16 protein-coding genes are annotated in these 15,387 nt (G+C 72.3%); 2 read left to right on the plus strand and 14 right to left on the minus strand.

All coding sequences use genetic code 11. The features are described from left to right. Positions 1 to 25: 25 nt before the first annotated feature. The 10 genes from SA2016_RS02620 to SA2016_RS02665 all read right to left on the minus strand — a co-directional run bounded on the left by SA2016_RS02620 (position 26) and on the right by SA2016_RS02665 (position 9,971). Positions 26 to 664 (minus strand): TetR/AcrR family transcriptional regulator, encoded by a 639-nt coding sequence (locus tag SA2016_RS02620; protein WP_066494959.1) that lies wholly within the window; start codon positions 662 to 664, stop codon positions 26 to 28. Between the two features lie 79 nt (positions 665 to 743). After that, a complete protein-coding gene (locus SA2016_RS02625; protein WP_066494962.1) occupies positions 744 to 1,748 on the minus strand; it encodes a sugar phosphate isomerase/epimerase family protein in 1,005 nt (334 codons plus the stop codon). Between the two features lie 19 nt (positions 1,749 to 1,767). Then, positions 1,768 to 2,928 (minus strand): Gfo/Idh/MocA family protein, encoded by a 1,161-nt coding sequence (locus SA2016_RS02630; RefSeq protein ID WP_066494964.1) that lies wholly within the window; start codon positions 2,926 to 2,928, stop codon positions 1,768 to 1,770. Further along, the gene (locus SA2016_RS02635) at positions 2,925 to 4,043 is read right to left on the minus strand and encodes a Gfo/Idh/MocA family protein (RefSeq protein ID WP_066494967.1); all 1,119 of its coding nucleotides are present in this window, start codon (positions 4,041 to 4,043) and stop codon (positions 2,925 to 2,927) included. Before SA2016_RS02635 ends, SA2016_RS02630 begins: the two co-directional genes overlap by 4 nt. After that, positions 4,040 to 4,807: a sugar phosphate isomerase/epimerase family protein gene (locus tag SA2016_RS02640; RefSeq protein ID WP_066494970.1), complete on the minus strand. Its 768-nt coding sequence runs from the start codon at positions 4,805 to 4,807 to the stop codon at positions 4,040 to 4,042. Before SA2016_RS02640 ends, SA2016_RS02635 begins: the two co-directional genes overlap by 4 nt. Positions 4,808 to 4,860: 53 nt before the next feature. Further along, a complete protein-coding gene (locus SA2016_RS02645; protein ID WP_066494972.1) occupies positions 4,861 to 5,769 on the minus strand; it encodes a carbohydrate ABC transporter permease in 909 nt (302 codons plus the stop codon). Continuing rightward, entirely contained in the window at positions 5,766 to 6,722 is a 957-nt protein-coding gene (locus tag SA2016_RS02650; RefSeq protein WP_141305701.1) for a carbohydrate ABC transporter permease, read from the minus strand. Before SA2016_RS02650 ends, SA2016_RS02645 begins: the two co-directional genes overlap by 4 nt. Positions 6,723 to 6,737: 15 nt before the next feature. Further along, positions 6,738 to 8,045 (minus strand): ABC transporter substrate-binding protein, encoded by a 1,308-nt coding sequence (locus SA2016_RS02655; protein ID WP_066494975.1) that lies wholly within the window; start codon positions 8,043 to 8,045, stop codon positions 6,738 to 6,740. A 52-nt stretch (positions 8,046 to 8,097) separates the two neighbouring features. Continuing rightward, positions 8,098 to 8,898: a hypothetical protein gene (locus SA2016_RS02660; protein ID WP_066494977.1), complete on the minus strand. Its 801-nt coding sequence runs from the start codon at positions 8,896 to 8,898 to the stop codon at positions 8,098 to 8,100. Beyond that, positions 8,895 to 9,971, minus strand: coding sequence for a Gfo/Idh/MocA family protein (locus SA2016_RS02665; protein WP_066494979.1), 1,077 nt, complete (start codon positions 9,969 to 9,971; stop codon positions 8,895 to 8,897). Before SA2016_RS02665 ends, SA2016_RS02660 begins: the two co-directional genes overlap by 4 nt. Positions 9,972 to 10,120: 149 nt before the next feature. Between SA2016_RS02665 and SA2016_RS02670 the strand changes: the two genes are divergently transcribed. Next, on the plus strand, positions 10,121 to 11,338 hold the full coding sequence (locus SA2016_RS02670; protein WP_066494985.1) for an ROK family transcriptional regulator: 1,218 nt from the start codon (positions 10,121 to 10,123) through the stop codon (positions 11,336 to 11,338). Between the two features lie 84 nt (positions 11,339 to 11,422). Continuing rightward, positions 11,423 to 12,559, plus strand: coding sequence for an acyl-CoA dehydrogenase family protein (locus SA2016_RS02675; protein ID WP_066494986.1), 1,137 nt, complete (start codon positions 11,423 to 11,425; stop codon positions 12,557 to 12,559). 60 nt (positions 12,560 to 12,619) lie between these two features. Here the strand turns inward: SA2016_RS02675 and SA2016_RS02680 are convergent, their stop codons facing one another. From SA2016_RS02680 to SA2016_RS02695, 4 genes are all read right to left on the minus strand, one after another. Next, complete coding sequence (locus tag SA2016_RS02680) at positions 12,620 to 13,360, minus strand: hypothetical protein (protein WP_066494992.1); 741 nt, start codon at positions 13,358 to 13,360, stop codon at positions 12,620 to 12,622. Beyond that, a complete protein-coding gene (locus SA2016_RS02685) occupies positions 13,357 to 13,902 on the minus strand; it encodes an RNA polymerase sigma factor (RefSeq protein WP_174835458.1) in 546 nt (181 codons plus the stop codon). The genes SA2016_RS02680 and SA2016_RS02685 overlap by 4 nt, the downstream gene beginning before the upstream one ends. Positions 13,903 to 14,069: 167 nt before the next feature. Then, positions 14,070 to 14,768: a hypothetical protein gene (locus SA2016_RS02690; RefSeq protein ID WP_066494995.1), complete on the minus strand. Its 699-nt coding sequence runs from the start codon at positions 14,766 to 14,768 to the stop codon at positions 14,070 to 14,072. A gap of 160 nt (positions 14,769 to 14,928) precedes the next feature. Next, positions 14,929 to 15,375 (minus strand): hypothetical protein, encoded by a 447-nt coding sequence (locus SA2016_RS02695; protein ID WP_066494996.1) that lies wholly within the window; start codon positions 15,373 to 15,375, stop codon positions 14,929 to 14,931. Positions 15,376 to 15,387 lie beyond the last annotated feature (12 nt).

Below are 15,387 nucleotides of genomic sequence, written 5' to 3' on the forward strand. Positions count from 1 at the left end.
GTCGAACGCTGCCGGGGGCCGCGGCTCAGCGGCGCACGGGCCTGCCCTGGGAGTCGAACCGGGCGCCCACTCCGAGCTGGATGAAGCGGACGGTGGCCTCCGTGCGGCGGTCCGCGTCGTCGTCGTGCGCCTCGTCCTCGCCTCGACCCCTGTCGGCGCTCGCCGTCAGCGAGCCGTGCACCAGCCCCACGAGCTCGTCGACGTCGGCCTCGGGCAGATACCCCTGCGCCATCGCGTCGCGGAGGATCTGGGTCAGGAGCGCGTTGAGCTCGCCGACGTGGTCCCCGAGCTTGGCGAAGGACGACGGCGAGAGCACCGCGCGCATGGCCGGTCCGGGAGGGAGGTGCCGGCGGGACAGGTCCTCGACCTGCGCACGGATGTACACCGCGAGGCGGTCGATGGGATTCTCGAGTCCCGACAGCTTCGCCTTGAGGTCGCCGAGGAACCTGCCGGTCTCGTCGAGGGCATAACCGATCAGCAGCTCCTCCATGTCCGCGTAGTAGTTGTACACGGCGGTGCGCCCGACGCCCGCCTGCCGGGCGACGTCGGTCATCGTCAGGCCGGGCAGCCCGCGGGTGAACAGGAGCTGGCCGAACGCGTCGAGGATCCGGCGCTGCGTGAGCGCTCGCTGGGCTGCGTTCGACTCGGCCTGGATGCGGGGCATGCCATCATTTTAGGTCGATGTGTCAGTAAAACCTCAGAGGCTTACGGCCCGCCGTTCCGTGGCGGCCGCCGCCGCGTGGTCAGGTCTGGTTGCTGAAGGCGGCGTCGAAGGAGGCGGTGGCGGGGGCGAAGTCGAACTTCTTCAGGGCGGCGAGGGCCTCGGGGGCGCCGACGAGGCGGTCCATGCCGGCGTCCTCCCATTCGATGCTGATGGGCCCGTCGTAGCCGATGGCGGTCAGGGCCCGGAAGCAGTCCTCCCAGGGGACGTCGCCGCGGCCGGCGGAGACGAAGTCCCAGCCGCGGCGGGGGTCGCCCCAGGGCAGGTGGGAGGAGAGGATGCCGGCGCGGCCGTTGCCCATGCGCATCCGGGTGTCCTTGCAGTCCACGTGGTAGATCCGCTCGGCGAAGTCGGTGATGAACGCGACGGGGTCCAGGCCCTGCCACATCATGTGGGAGGGGTCCCAGTTCAGGCCGAACGCGGGCCGGTGGCCGATGGCCTCGAGGGCGCGCTGGGTGGAGACGTAGTCGTAGGCGATCTCGGAGGGGTGGACCTCGTGGGCGAACCGGACCCCGCACTCGTCGAAGACGTCGAGGATGGGGTTCCACCGGTCGGCGAAGTCCTGGTAGCCGGCGTCGATGACGGTGGCGGGCACGGGCGGGAACATGGCCACGTACTGCCAGATGCCCGAGCCGGTGAATCCGACCACGGTCTTCACGCCGAGGGCGCGGGCGAGTCGGGCGGTGTCCTTGAGGTCCTCGGCGGCCCGTCGCCGCACGCCCTCGGGGTCGCCGTCGCCCCACACCCGGGACCCGACGATTCCCTGGTGGCGGAAGTCGATCGGGTCGTCGCACACGGCCTGGCCCTTGAGGTGGTTGGAGATCGCGTAGAGCTGCAGGCCGTGGCGTTCGAGGATGCCGAGGCGTTCGTCGATGTAGGCCTGATCGTCCCAGCGGGCGGCGTCGAGGTGTTCGCCGGAGACGGCGATCTCGAGGCCGTCGTAGCCCCAGCCGGCGGCGAGCTCGGCGACCTCCTCGAGCTTGAGGTCGGCCCACTGGCCGGTGAACAGGGTGAAGGGGCGGGGCATGGTCACTCTCCTGGGCGGGTCAGAGGTGCACGGTGGCGGACTTGGCGGCGGCGGATTCCTCGATGGCGGCGAGGACGCGCTGGACCTGCAGGCCGTCCTCGAACGAGGGCGTGGGGGCGGCCCCGTCCCGGATGGCGGCCAGGAAGTCGCGCGCCTGGTGGGTGAAGGCGTGCTCCCAGCCGATCATGTGGCCTTGAGGCCACCAGGCGGCCATGTAGGGGTGGCCGGGCTCGGTGACCACGATCCGCCGGAAGCCGGCCTCCTCGGGCGGGGCGGTGGCGTCGAGGAACTCGAGCTCGCCGGGGCGTTCGAGGTCGAACGCGAGCGCCCCGTCCGAGCCGTACACCTCGATCCGCAGGGAGTTCTTCTTGCCGGTCGCGATCCGGGAGACCTCGATCGAGGCGATGGCCCCGGAGGCGAGGGACAGCGTGGCCCAGGCGGCGTCGTCGACCGTGACGTCCTCGGGGCCGTCCGGGCCGGGGCGGCGCCCCACGAACGTGTGCAGCCGGCCGGAGGCCCCGGTGACGGTGTCGTCCAGGAGGTACTGGACCTGGTCGATCGCGTGGGAGGCGATGTCCCCGAGCGCGCCGGACCCGGCGGTCTCCTTCCGCAGCCGCCACGTCATGGGCGCGTCCTCGTCGGCGAGCCAGTCCTGCAGGTAGGAGGCGCGCACCTGGCGGACGGTGCCGAGGCGCCCGGCCGCGATGAGCTGCTTCGCATACGCCAGGGCGGGGACGCGCCGGTACGTGAAGCCGACCATCGAGGCGATGCCGCGCCGGCGGGCCGCGGCCGCGGCCTCGGCCATCCGCTCGGCCTCGGCCAGCGTGTTGGCCAGCGGCTTCTCCACGAGGACGTGCTTGCCGGCCTCGAGCGCGGCGACGGCGATCTCGGCGTGCAGCCAGCCGGGGGCGCAGATGTCCACGATGTGCACATCGTCCCGGACGATCACCTCCCGCCAGTCCGTCGCGGACTCGGCCCACCCGTACTTCGCGGCCGCCTCGGCGACCTCCTCGGCGTGCCGGCCCACGAGGACCTTCTGCTCGATGCCGGGGACGTCGAAGAACGCCGAGACGTTGCGCCACGCGTGCGAGTGGGCCCGGCCCATGAACGCGTACCCGATCGCCGCGACGCCGAGCGGCTGCACCGCTTCCTGCCCTGCGGGGGCGGCGCCGGGGCTCATGCTCGCACCCCGTCGAGGGTGGCCTCGGTGGGGGCCCAGTCCTCGGGCAGCGGGGCGGACGACGGCGCGCTGCTCGCCACCGGGACGAACGCGCCGGAGTCGATCGATTCCGAGACCGAGACCATGGTGTCGAGCACGTGGTAGGCCAGCTGCCCGGTGGCGCGGTGGGGCTGGCCGGCGCGGATCGAGCGGGCCATGTCCAGCACGCCCATGCCGCGGCCGTTGGCCGGGCCCGTGGTGGGGATCGCGGTCCAGTCCGTCTCGCCGACGCGGCAGATCTGCAGCTCGCCGTCGAAGTAGTTCGGGTCCGGCAGCGACAGCGTCGCCTCGGTCCCGGTGATCTCCACGAAGCCCATCCGGGTCCGGGGGGACTCGAAGCTGAAGATGCTGTGGGAGGACGCGCCCGATTCGAACTGGGCCAGGGCGCTCACGTGCGTGGGGACCTCCACGGTGAACTCCTCGCCCGCCTTCGGGCCCGAGCCGATCACACGGGTCGCGTGGGCCTTCGAGCCCACGGCGGCGACCCGGCGCACGCTGCCGAACGTCTGGACGAGGGCGGTGAGGTAGTACGGGCCCATGTCGAACAGCGGGCCGGCGCCGGGCTGGAACAGGAACGCGGGGTTCGGGTGCCAGGACTCCGGGCCCGGGGTCTGGAAGACGGTCTGGGCGGTGAGCGGGACGCCGATGTCGCCGCGCTCGATCACGCGCCGGGCGGTCTGCAGGCCGGCGCCGAGGAAGGTGTCCGGGGCGCACCCGAGCCGCAGCCCGGCGTCGTCCGCCTCCTTCAGCAGCCCCAGCCCGCTCTCCCGGTCGAGCGAGAACGGCTTCTCCGTCCAGACATGCTTGCCCGCCCGGACGGCGGCGGTGGCGACCTCGACGTGCGCGGCCGGGATCGTGAGGTTGACGATGATCTCCACGTCCGGGTGGTCCAGCGCGAGCTCGGGGGCGCCGTGCTCGGCGATCCCGTACTCCTCGGCCCGGGCCCTGGCCGCCTCCGGGAAGAGGTCGGCGATGACGCGCACCTCCACGTCCGGGAACGCAGTGAGGTTGTCCAGGTACTGCTTGGAGATGACGCCCGCGCCGATGACGGCGACGCCGACCGGTCCGCGGCTCACTTCGCGGCCCCCGACGTGGCCTCGGCGGACGACGGCGCGCCGGCCTCGAGGTAGCGCAGGGACGCCGCGACGCCCTCGAAGATGTCCCCGGCGTAGTCGTCGAACTCGACGACGCCGACCTCGAGGTCCTTCGCGGCGGCGATCACGCCCCAGATGTCGACCTTGCCCTGGCCCGCCGGGAGCTGGGCCTTCTTGTCGTGGTCCACGGGGCCGTCCTTGAGGTGGATCGCGACCACGCGGTCGCCCAGGCGCGCCAGGAGCGCGGCGGGGTCCGCCCCCCCGACGGCGGCCCAGTAGGTGTCGACCTCGAGGACGAGCCCGGGGTCGAGGAGGCCGGCGAAGAACTCCAGCGCCGTGGTGCCCCCGATCGTGGAGGAGATCTCCCAGTCGTGGTTGTGGTAGCCCACGCGGATGCCGTGCTCGGCGCCCTTCTTGGCGGCGGCATTGAGCCTGGCCGCCGTGTCGCGGATGGTCGCCTCGTCCTGCCAGTGCTCGGCGGGGAGGTAGGGGTCGATCACCGTGCCGATGCCCAGCCGCTTGGCCGCGGCGAAGATCTCGTCCTGGTCGGCGGACAGCAGCGGCGCGTGCGCCGTCGGAGCGGTGATGCCGTGCTCGGCGAACGCGGCGGCGAGCTCCTCGGCCCGGGCGGCGAAGTTGTAGGGCTCCACCTGGGTGTAGCCGATCTCGGCCAGCCGGGCGATCGTGCCCGGAAGGTCCGCCTCGATCGCGTCGCGGACGGAATACAGCTGCACGGAATACGTCATGGGGACAGTGTCCTCTCGGAAGTCGTGGGTGGGGAGGGCAGGGAGGGGGCGCGTCAGCGGCCGGCGAGCGAGCCGCCGATGCCGCCCACGCTGAAGTACTTGTTGAGCGCGGCGAAGACGATGATCGGCGGCAGCATCATGACCACGGCGAGGGCCATGACGCCGCCCCAGTCGGTCTGGTTCTGCTGGAAGAACGACTGCACGCCCATGGGGAGCGTGAAGATCTCGTTCGAGCGCAGGAACACGATCGCCACGAGGTAGTCGTTCCAGGCCAGGAGGAAGGCGAAGATCGCGGTCGAGAGCACGCCCGGGAGGCTGTTGCGCAGCACGATCTTCCTGAAGGAGCCGAAGACCGAGCACCCGTCGATCCACGAGGCCTCCTCGAGGCTGGCCGGGATCGAGTCGAAGTAGGCGGCCATCATCCACGTCGCCACCGTCATGGTCGAGGCGACGTAGACGATCGTGAGGCCCAGGAGGTTGTCCACGAGGCCCATCGTCGCGAAGAGGATGAACAGCGGGACCACCGAGGTGATGATCGGCAGCGACTGCATGACGAACAGCAGCAGGGAGTACCCGGCCACGGCTCGGCTGCGTCCCCGGGAGAGCACGTACCCGGCCGGCGCGGCGACCGCGACGGAGACGAGGACGGTGGAGAGGGTCACGACCAGGCTGTTCTTGAGCCAGGTGGAGGCCAGGGTCTCCTCGAACACGTTCGTGAAGTTCTCGAACGTGATCCCGGTGGAGCTGCTCGTCGACGAAGGACTGAACGCGAGGACCAGCACGACGAGGATCGGGATGAGGACCACGGCGGTGATGGCGAGGATGAGCGCGAAGCGCCACCAGCGTCCCCGCAGGTCGGCCTCCGAGACGGTGCGGCGCTTCCGGGCGGGGCGGGCGCCGGTCCCGTCGGAGTCCACCCCGCCTGCGGCGGGGCCCGTGTGCGTGTGCAGGACCGTGCTCATTCGACGCTCGACTTTCGGATCTGGCGGTAGAGGAGGGCTGAGACCACCACGAGGGTCATGGTCATGAGGAAGGCGATGGCCACGCCGGTCCCGGTCTGGAAGTCCTGGAACACCGTGCGGTAGGCGAGCACCACGAGGGAGGTGGTCGCGTCGACCGGTCCGCCGCCTGTGAGGAGGTAGATCGTGGGGAAGTCGTTGACGCAGAAGATCGTCATGAGGATCCACGAGATGTAGGTGGACCGCGCGATGAGGGGCAGCGTGATGCCGGTGAACTGCTGCCAGCGCGTGGCCCCGTCCATGCTGGCCGCCTCGTAGACGGTATTGTCCACGGAGGCCAGCGCGGAGCTCGTCATCATCATCATGAACGGGAAGCTGACCCAGACCTTGAACAGGCACACCATGATGGCGGCGAGCGTCGGGTCGGCCAGGAAGTAGGGCGCGCCGAGCCCGAGCGTCCGGAAGATCGTGGGGACCGGGCTCGTCGGGGTCGCCACGAGCCAGTTCCATGCCGTCGAGGAGACGACGATCGGCACGACCCAGGGCAGCAGCAGCAGGACCTTGAACGTGCCGCCCGCGGGGATGCGGGTGCGCAGGAGCAGGGCGAGCCCCATGCCCACGAGCCACGAGCCGAACACGCCGACCAGGGTGAAGACGACGGTGAACTCGGTGGCCTTCCAGAACTTCGGCGAGTTCAGCACGGCCGCGAAGTTGTCGAGCCCCACGAACTGCCCGGTCTCGATGAGGGAGCCGTTGTGCGTGGCCTGGATCGCGGCGTACACGAGGGGGTAGCCGTGGATGAGGACGAGCAGGATGACCGAGGGCAGCAGGAGCCAGAAGAAGGTCCTCTTCGCCTGGGTGCTGAGCCTGCTCCTGCGCTGGGGTTCGGCCGCGCGACCGGGGCCGCCCGGGCCCAGGCCCCTGCGGGCCCGGGCGATGCCGGCTGTCGTTGTCATGGTGGGCACCCCGGGTCAGGACTTGATGACCGACTGCAGGCTGCTCTGGAACGTCTGCAGCGCCGTCTTGGCGTCCGTCTGGCCGCTGAGCACCGTCTGCGTGAACTGGTTCAGCGCCTGGCCGCCGTCCAGCGCGGCGAGGTTGGCGTTGAGGGCGGAGCCCTGGGCCGCGAACGTCTTGGCGATGGGCTGCCAGTCCTTGACGATCTTGACGTTGTTGGGATCGTTGGCGAACTCCGGGATCTGGGTGATCGACTTGAAGACCGGCAGCGAGTTCATGAGCTTCTGCTGCCAGAGGTTCTTGAGCTGGCCGAGGTAGTTGACGAGGAAGGCCTCCGAGGATGCCTGGGACGGGGTGTTCTTGTACATCATGATGTTGTTCGGGAACACGATCGTCGCCTTGTCGCCATGCGGCCCGGCGATGGGATCGGCCACCATGATGTCGCCCGAAGTGTCGCCCACGCGCTGCGGAACGCCGATCTGGAAGAGCCCGAACCCGGCCTTCTTGTCCTTCCACTGCGCGGACATGTTGTCCGTCGTGTAGCCCAGGCAGGCGGGGTCGATGATGCCATTGGAGCGCAGTTCGAGGAGGAACTCGACGGCCTCGACGTTGCGGTCGTTCATGAGGTCGAGCTGGCCGTCCTTGGACCAGACGCCGCCGCCGTTGTTGACCATCATCATGATCATCGAGTGGTTGCCGTAGTTGTTGCCGGCTCCGGCGCCGGTCATGAACCCGAAGGCCCCGATCTTCTTGAGGGCCTTGCCCGCCTCGAGCAGCGTGGCCCAGTCCTTCGGCAGCCCCACGCCCGCCTGGTCGAAGAGCGACTTGCGGTACCAGAAGACGCGCATGTCCAGCTGCCACGGGACGGCGACATACCCGTTGGCGGACTTGAAGGGGTCGAGGACGCCGGGCAGGAGGTCGTCGTACATCCCGTTCTTCTTCATCGCGTCGACCACGCCGTCGGCGTGGGCGATCTGGCCCTGCTGGTCGAACTGGAAGGCCTGGAAGCCGCCGCCGGTCGAGACGGCGGGGCCGGTCTTGGACGCGATCGCCGAGGAGAAGGTCTGGTAGAAGTTGTTCCACTGGATGATCTGGTAGCTCGCCTTGAGGTTGCCGGACGCTGGCTTGTAGCCCTCGACGAGCTTCTTGGCCGCCTCGTTGTAGGCGGGGGTGCCCCACGGCATGTCCCAGAACTTGATCTCCCCGTTGCCGCCGCCGGAGGCGGACCCGCCGCCGCACGCCGCGAGCGCGGGTACGGCCGCGGCCGCGGCGGCGAGGCCGAGGAAGCCCCTGCGGGAGAACGTGGTGCTGGATGCGGTCATGATGAGCCCTTCGTCGTTGAGGTACTGGAACGGGTTGTTGTCGAAGCGGATTTCAGGTGTGGGTTCCGCCGTCCGCGCGGGGCGGGACGAGCGGGGCCGTGCGATGGAACTCGGCGACGTCCCCGGAGGCTGGGCCCCCGGCGGCAATCGCGATGGCGCGCCGCCAGCTCGCGCGGCGGGACGTCTCCCAGCGGGTCGGCAGGAGCCGCTCGCCGTCCGGGCCGACGATCCTGACCTCTGCGGGCGCGGCCGTGGCGGCGGAGGGCACGTGGGCCGTGAGACCGCCGTCCTCGGTCAGGAGGCGCAGTGTCAGGGCCGCGGGGCCGGCGGCGCTGACCACGAGGGCGAGCGCGAGCGGCGCACCGCTCGCGAGGTGCCCTGCGCAGTGCTGGCCCGCGGGGCCGGAGACGAGCGTCTCGACGGGGCCGAACGCGCCGAAGACCCGTCCGCAGGCCGTGAGCGCGTCGAGGAGCGCCGCGTCCACGAGGCCCGCGTCCGGCACAGTCACCCGGCACTCGGCCAGCACGGCCCGCCCGCGCAGCGCCGCGGCAGCCCCGGCGGCGGCGAGCACCCCCGGATTCGAGGCGAAGCCCCAGGCCACCACGATGCGGCCGGCAGCGTCGTCGGGGAGGTGCCCGCCGTCGTCGTGCGCCGTGGGCGGACCGACGACGGCGGCGAGGGCACCGGCGGCGAGGGCCTCGCCGGCGCGCCGCTCCCACCCCGCGGATCCGTCCACCGCGGCGATCTGCGGCGCCCCGCCCGTGGGGGCGAGGGAGAGCGGCAGGGACGCGGCGAGCTCCGCGAGGCCGTGCCCGGAGGCGGTGGCGACCGTGAAGCGGGGGTGCGTGCTCATGCGGCGGCCTCCAGGACGTGGGCGCGCGCGCCGTCGACGATCGCGAGGGCGAAGCGGAGGTCGTCGATGAGGTCGGAGGCCGCCGGGGCGCGCTCCGTTCCCGCCACGATCCCGGCGATCCGCCGCCATTCGCCCTCGTAGCCGTTGTGGTCGAACGGGCCGGCGACCGCTGTGCGCCCTCCGGCCGTGAGCGCGGCGACCGCGGAGCCGGCCTGGACATAGGAGGGTGTGAACGTGACCTTCAGCGCGGAGTCGGGGCCGATGGCCTCGAAGGTCCAGTCCGGCTTCCAGGCCGCGGGCGCGGCGGACGACATCTGGGCGGTGAGCTCGACCGTGCGGCCCCCGGCGCGCACGAGGACCACGTAGCCGAAGGGCCGCACCGCCTCGGCGCGCAGGACCTCGAGGTCGGAGAAGTCCGGCACGAAGCGGCGCACGAGGGGCAGGTCGTGGATCGCGAGGCCCAGGATGCCGCCCTCGAGCACGGCGGCCACCACCGCGGGGTCCTCGAGGTCCTGCTCGGCAGGCGCCGGGCGGGCGATCACCTCCGTCGCGAAGTCCTCGAACCGCGCGTTCGGCGGCAGCACGATCGAGGACCGCAGGGTGTGCGCGTCCTGGAGCAGGCTGCCCGCGGCCTCCTCGGCCGCCAGCCACCCCGGATCGAACGTGTGCATCGCGCCGACGATGATCGGGACGCCGGTCTGGGCTGAGACGGCGGCGATCTCGGCGGCCTCCTCGGCCGAGACGGCGAACGGCTTCTCGCACAGGACGGCCTTCTTGCCCGCACGGCAGGCCGCGATGACCTGGGGGGCGTGGAACTGGTGCGGGCTGCAGATCGCGACCACGTCCACGGCCGGGTCGTCGAGGAGCGCCTCCATCGACGCCGAGGGGGTGGCCCCCACGCGGGCGGCCACGGCCGAGGCCACGGCGGCGTCCACGTCCATGACATGGGCTACGTGGAAGGTCCCGCCCAGCCGGGCGAGGCTCGGGAGGTGGATGGCCTGGGTGACCGGGCCCGCTCCGAGGAAACCGACGCCGATCGTGCCGGCTTCGGCGTCCGCTGCGGGCTGTGGCATCCGGGGCTCCTGAGGGTCGGGGCGGCCTCTGTGACCTGCCTCACCCGGAGCCTAGGAGCACTTATGACGGACGTCAAGCAAAAGTCTCACTCTTGTCGGCACCCTTTGGTCCGGATGACATCCAGAAGGGGGCGTGCTATCACTGAGGCATGACGTCGCCATCCAGCGCACCGCCCGCGGCCCCCGAGGCCGGCGGAGGCCTCGGCCGCGCCGGCGACCTGTTCCAGCTCCTGCGCGACGGCCGTCCGTGGACCCGGGCCGAGCTCGCCATGACCACGGGCCTCGCCCGGTCGACCGTGGCGGGCAAGGTGGACCTCCTGCTGAACTCCGGCCTCGTCGTGTCCGTCGGCGAGGCGCTCTCGAGCGGCGGCCGGCCGCCGTCGCGCTTCGCGTTCCACCCGCAGGCGCGGACCGTGCTCGCGGTCGACGTCGGCGCGAGCCACGTGCGCGTGGCCCTCACCGACCTCAACGGCGAGGTGCTCGCCGAGCGCTGCGCCCAGAGGACCGTCGCGGAGGGGCCCGAGGCCGTGCTCGGCTACGTGGTCGACTCCGCCCGGAAGCTCCTGGCCGACAGCAAACGGCCGCAGTCGCTGCTCGCCGGCGTGGGGATCGGCCTGCCAGGCCCCGTCGAGCACGCGACCGGGCGCCCCGTGAAACCGCCCATCATGCCCGGCTGGGACGGATTCGACGTGGTCGGGTTCGTCCAGCGCTCGCTGCCCGTGCCGGTCCTCGTCGACAACGACGTGAACATCATGGCCCTCGGCGAGCGGGCCGCGTTCTGGCCCGGCGTGGACGACCTGCTCTTCATCAAGGTCGCCACGGGCATCGGATCCGGGATCATCTCGAGCGGCCAGCTCCAGCGCGGCGCCGACGGCACCGCGGGCGACCTCGGCCACGTGCGCGTTGCGCGCGGCGCGGAGGTGCTCTGCCGGTGCGGCAACGTCGGGTGCCTCGAGGCGCTCGCGTCCGGGGCCGCCGTCGCCCGCTCCCTTGCCGCCCAGGGACTCGAGGCGTCCACCGGCGCGGACGTGGTCGGCCTCGCCTCGCACGGCAACCTCGCCGCGATCCAGGCGCTGCGGCAGGCGGGCCGCGACATCGGCGAGGTGCTCGCCACGTGCGTGAACCTGCTCAACCCGAGCGTGATCGTGATCGGCGGCTCCGTGGCGGCCGCGGGAGAGCACGTCATGGCCGGGGTGCGCGAGGTGGTCTACCACCGCTCGCCGCCGCTCGCGACCACCAACCTGCGGATCGTGCTCTCCCGGGCGGGCGAGCGCGCCGCGGTCATGGGCGCGAGCCAGCTCGTCTCCCAGCACGTCCTCTCCCCGGCGGGGGTGGAGGCCGCCCTCGCCGCGGCCAGCGCCGGGTAGCATCGCGGGTCTCCGGGGCCGGCCGAGGGCCCCGGTCGCGCGCCAACCCGTGCTTTCCCGGGCCCGCGCGGCCATGATGGGCACATGTTCGAACTCACGGAGGACCAGCGGGCCCTCGTCGACACCGTCCGGGACTTCGCGGGGGACAGACTCGCCCCGCACGCGCTCGCGTGGGACGCCGAGAAGCACTTCCCCGTCGACGTGCTGCGCGAGGCCGGGGAGCTGGGCCTAGGCGGGATCTACATCGGCGAGGAGCACGGCGGCTCGGCGCTCCAGCGCTCCGATGCGGTCCTGATCTTCGAGGAGCTCGCCAAGGCCGATCCCACGGTGGCCGCCTACATCTCCATCCACAACATGGTGGTCTGGATGGTCGACACCTTCGGTTCCGAGGAGCAGAAGGACCACTGGCTCCCGCGCCTCGTCACGATGGAGGCGCTCAGCAGCTACTGCCTCACCGAGCCCGGCGCCGGCTCCGACGCGGGCGCGCTCACCACCAAGGCCGTCCGCGACGGCGGGGACTACGTGCTCAACGGGGTCAAGCAGTTCATCTCCGGGGCGGGCTACTCAGCGCTGTATCTCGTCATGGCGCGCACCGCGGACAGCGGGCACGCGGGCATCACGGCGTTCCTCGTCCCCGCCGAGGCCCCCGGCCTCTCCTTCGGTGCGAACGAGAAGAAGATGGGCTGGAACGCCCAGCCCACGGCGCAAGTGGTGCTCCGCAACGTCCGCGTGCCGGACTCCGCGCGCCTCGGGGCCGAGGGGCAGGGGTTCGGCATCGCGATGAAGGGCCTCAACGGCGGCCGCCTCAACATCGCCGCCTGCTCGCTCGGCGGTGGCCAGGCGGCGCTCGAGAAGACCGTCGCGTACCTCAAGGAGCGCCGGGCGTTCGGCGAGCGGCTGGCGGACATGGAGGCGCTCCGCTTCGCGGTGGCGGATATGGCGATGGAGCTCGACGCCGCCCGCGCCCTCCTCCGGGTCGCCGCCGACGCGCTGGACCGCGGCGCCCCGGATGCGCTGCGCCTGTGCGCCACGGCCAAGCGGGTGTGCACCGACGCCGGCTACCGGGTGGCAGACCAGGCCATCCAGCTCCACGGTGGCTACGGCTACCTCCACGAGTACGGCGTCGAGAAGATCGCCCGGGACCTGCGCGTGCACCAGATCCTCGAGGGCTCGAACGAGATCATGCGCCTGATCGTCGGCCGGCAGCTGCTCGAGGGCTGAGCCGAGCGTCCGCCGAAGGGTCGCGGGTGGGAGGCTCGTCGGCGTGGCCTCGTGGGGACATCAGGGCCGTTGCCGGGAAGGCGCGCTCGCCTCTCCTCCCAGTCCCGTGGGCGCGCTCACGCGCTCGGTCGGCCTGGGCGCGACCGTGGGCGCGGGGTGCCGGGCGGCCGGCGCCGAGGGCTGCTCCGGGGGCGCTGTGACGGGCCGAGGCGGGAGGGTGTACTGCGGGCCAGGGCCGCTTCCGTGGGCAGGGACGGCTGGCGGTGCGGGCGTCCCCTCCGTGGGCTCAGGCGACGCGTTGGCGGTGGGGGAGCCGGCCGTCGCGGGGACCGGAGACGGCGGCACGGCGGACGGCGACGGAAGCGAGGCTTCCCGGGAGGGGGCGTGGCCCGGGCCGGGCGTGCCGGGGGCCTCGGGCCGCGTTCCGGTGAGCGTGCCGATGATGGCGGACATCGCCTTGCCGGCCGCCTGGCGGAACCCTTCATCGGCCGCCGCGGCGGCGGCCCCGGCCCCTCCGACGCAGACGGCGGTGAAAGCGGCGACGGCAGCTCTGCGGCGCCGGGACGCGGGACGCCGACGGGCCCGGCGCCGATGGTCCCGATCGGCGTCGCGGAGGAGCGCAGTGAGCTCGGGCGAGGGGGCAAAGGGCTCTTCGCCCCCGAGGGCTGCCAGCTCGGCCAGGGCAGGGACCAGAGGGTCTCCGGGGCGCGCCTCAATGCCGGATTCGGCAAGCAGGGCATCGAACCGGTCCGGCTGTGCGGACATGCTCGGTTCCTTGGGATGGTGGTCCTCGGCGCTCATGGCGTGGCCTCCTCTTCGCGGTCGAGGCGGTTGCGCAGTGCCAGCAGGGCACGGCGCTGGAGCTGTTTGACGGCCCCGGTACTGCGGTGGGTGATGGCGGCCGTCTGCTCCAGGGACAGATCGGCGATGACCCGCAGGGCAATGACCTCGCGCTGGTCTGGGCTGAGCTCCTCGATCAGGCCGAGGATTCTCGTTCCTCGGCCGAGGACGACATCCTCGGCCGAGGGAGCCGACCGCGGCTCGCTGTCGGGGTGGTAGGCAGCCATGGCCGGGGTGCGGGCCCGCTCGCGGTAGTGGTCCACCGTCCGGGCGTGGGCGATCGTGAACACGAGCGTCTTCAGTCCGGCGCGCCCGCCCCTCACGGTGCCGATCCGGGGGTACAGGGCCATGAACACGTCGTTCGCGACTGCTTCTGGATCAGGCACCCCGCGCGAGCGCAGGTACCCCCGTACCGCGGGGGCGAGCTCGCGGTACGCCTCCGAGAACAGCGATTCCCCGTCCTGAGCGTCCCGGTCCTCGGGGGCGTCCCTGACTGAGCGCACCAACCACCCCTGTCTTCACTGCGCGTGCCCGGTCGGGATACCGGCCGTGGCCCGGTCCCGGCGCCGGGCCGGGACCACCGTACCGAGGGTCCGGCGGATCGGCGGCCGCCCCGCCGATCCGCCGCACCCCGGCGCGTCGGACAGCCGGGCAGCGACCGTCGATGTGCCTACGGGCGGCCGCCGGCGGACGGCTTGTGCGCGGTGCCCGCGCTGGCCTGGGACGGCACCGCCGGAGCCGGTGCCATGCCCTGCCCTGCGGTGGTACCGCCCGAGAGGGTCGGTGCGTGCGCCTGGCCCGCGGCGGCCTGGGCCGGAGCGACGGGCACGGAGGCCGGAACGTGTGCTGCGGCCTGGCCCGGCAGCGACGTCGGAACGTGGACCGACGCCTGGCCCGGGGCGCCGACCGCTGCGCAGTAGTCCACGATGCCCGAGGCTCCGCCGGCGGCGGCTGCCAAGGAGGCGTAGGCCTGGGAGGAGGCGTCCAGTCCTCCATGTGCGTAGGCGGTGCACAGCCCGAACGCCGCCGGCCCGGAGGCGTCGGGGCCGGCCGCAGTCGCGCTCGGGCTCGAGGAGGCGGCGTCGGACGGCTCGGCCGTCGCGGTGGCCTCAGCGGTGGCGGTCTCGGACGGGGCCGCCGTCTCGGTCGGGTCGGCAGTCTCCGTGGCGCCGTCCGTGGCTGCTGCGGTGCCGCTCGCCGCAGCATCGGAGGGGGCCGGCGCGCCGATCAGGGCATGGGCGGCCTGCTGCACCGGTGCCGGCAGGGAGCCGGCGTAGGCGGCGGCCGCGGTGCCCCCGGCGGCCAGGGCGCCGGCAGCGACGGCCCCGGCGGTGATCTTGCTGGTGACCAGCGCGGTGAAGAGCGACATGGAACCCTCCGGAGGAGACGGCGTGGAAGGCCGGGCAGGACCTCCCTGCGCGGCCGCGGCGGGAGCCTTGCCAGCGCCTGCCTGCGGCCCCTCTATCGTCAGAGGGGTCCAAAAGGTTACGCCCCGGCTGAGAATTTCTTCAGGGCTTTTTGCGGGCGCTCTAGCCTGCGAGCCTCAGGACTCCGAGCCCCAGGACCCCGAGCCAGATCAGGCCCGCGACCTTGAGGAGCTCGAGGCCCACGTAGGTGAGGTGCAGCAGGTGCCGGGGCATGCTGCCGCTCAGGTTTCCGCCGGTCACCCGGCGGTCCATCCGCGGCCGGAGCCACGCGACGTCGAGCGCGATGATCACCGCGAGCACGATGCCGAGCGTCCACCCCGCGGCCGAGGATGCCGTCCCGCCGAGCGCGAGCGCGAGGAGCACGGCCGCGGCGAGCACGCACTCGACGAGGTTGAGCGCCCTGAACACGAGCCTGCCGATCCCCACGCCGAGCTCGATCGTGATGCCCGGTGCGCGGAACTTGAGCGGCGCCTCGATGAAGGAGATCGCCAGGACCATGCCCAGCCACACAAACGCCGCCGCCACCAGGACGGCTGTCGCGACAGCCATGCGCCATTCACC

Source organism: Sinomonas atrocyanea, from assembly GCF_001577305.1.
Lineage (GTDB): Bacteria > Actinomycetota > Actinomycetes > Actinomycetales > Micrococcaceae > Sinomonas > Sinomonas atrocyanea.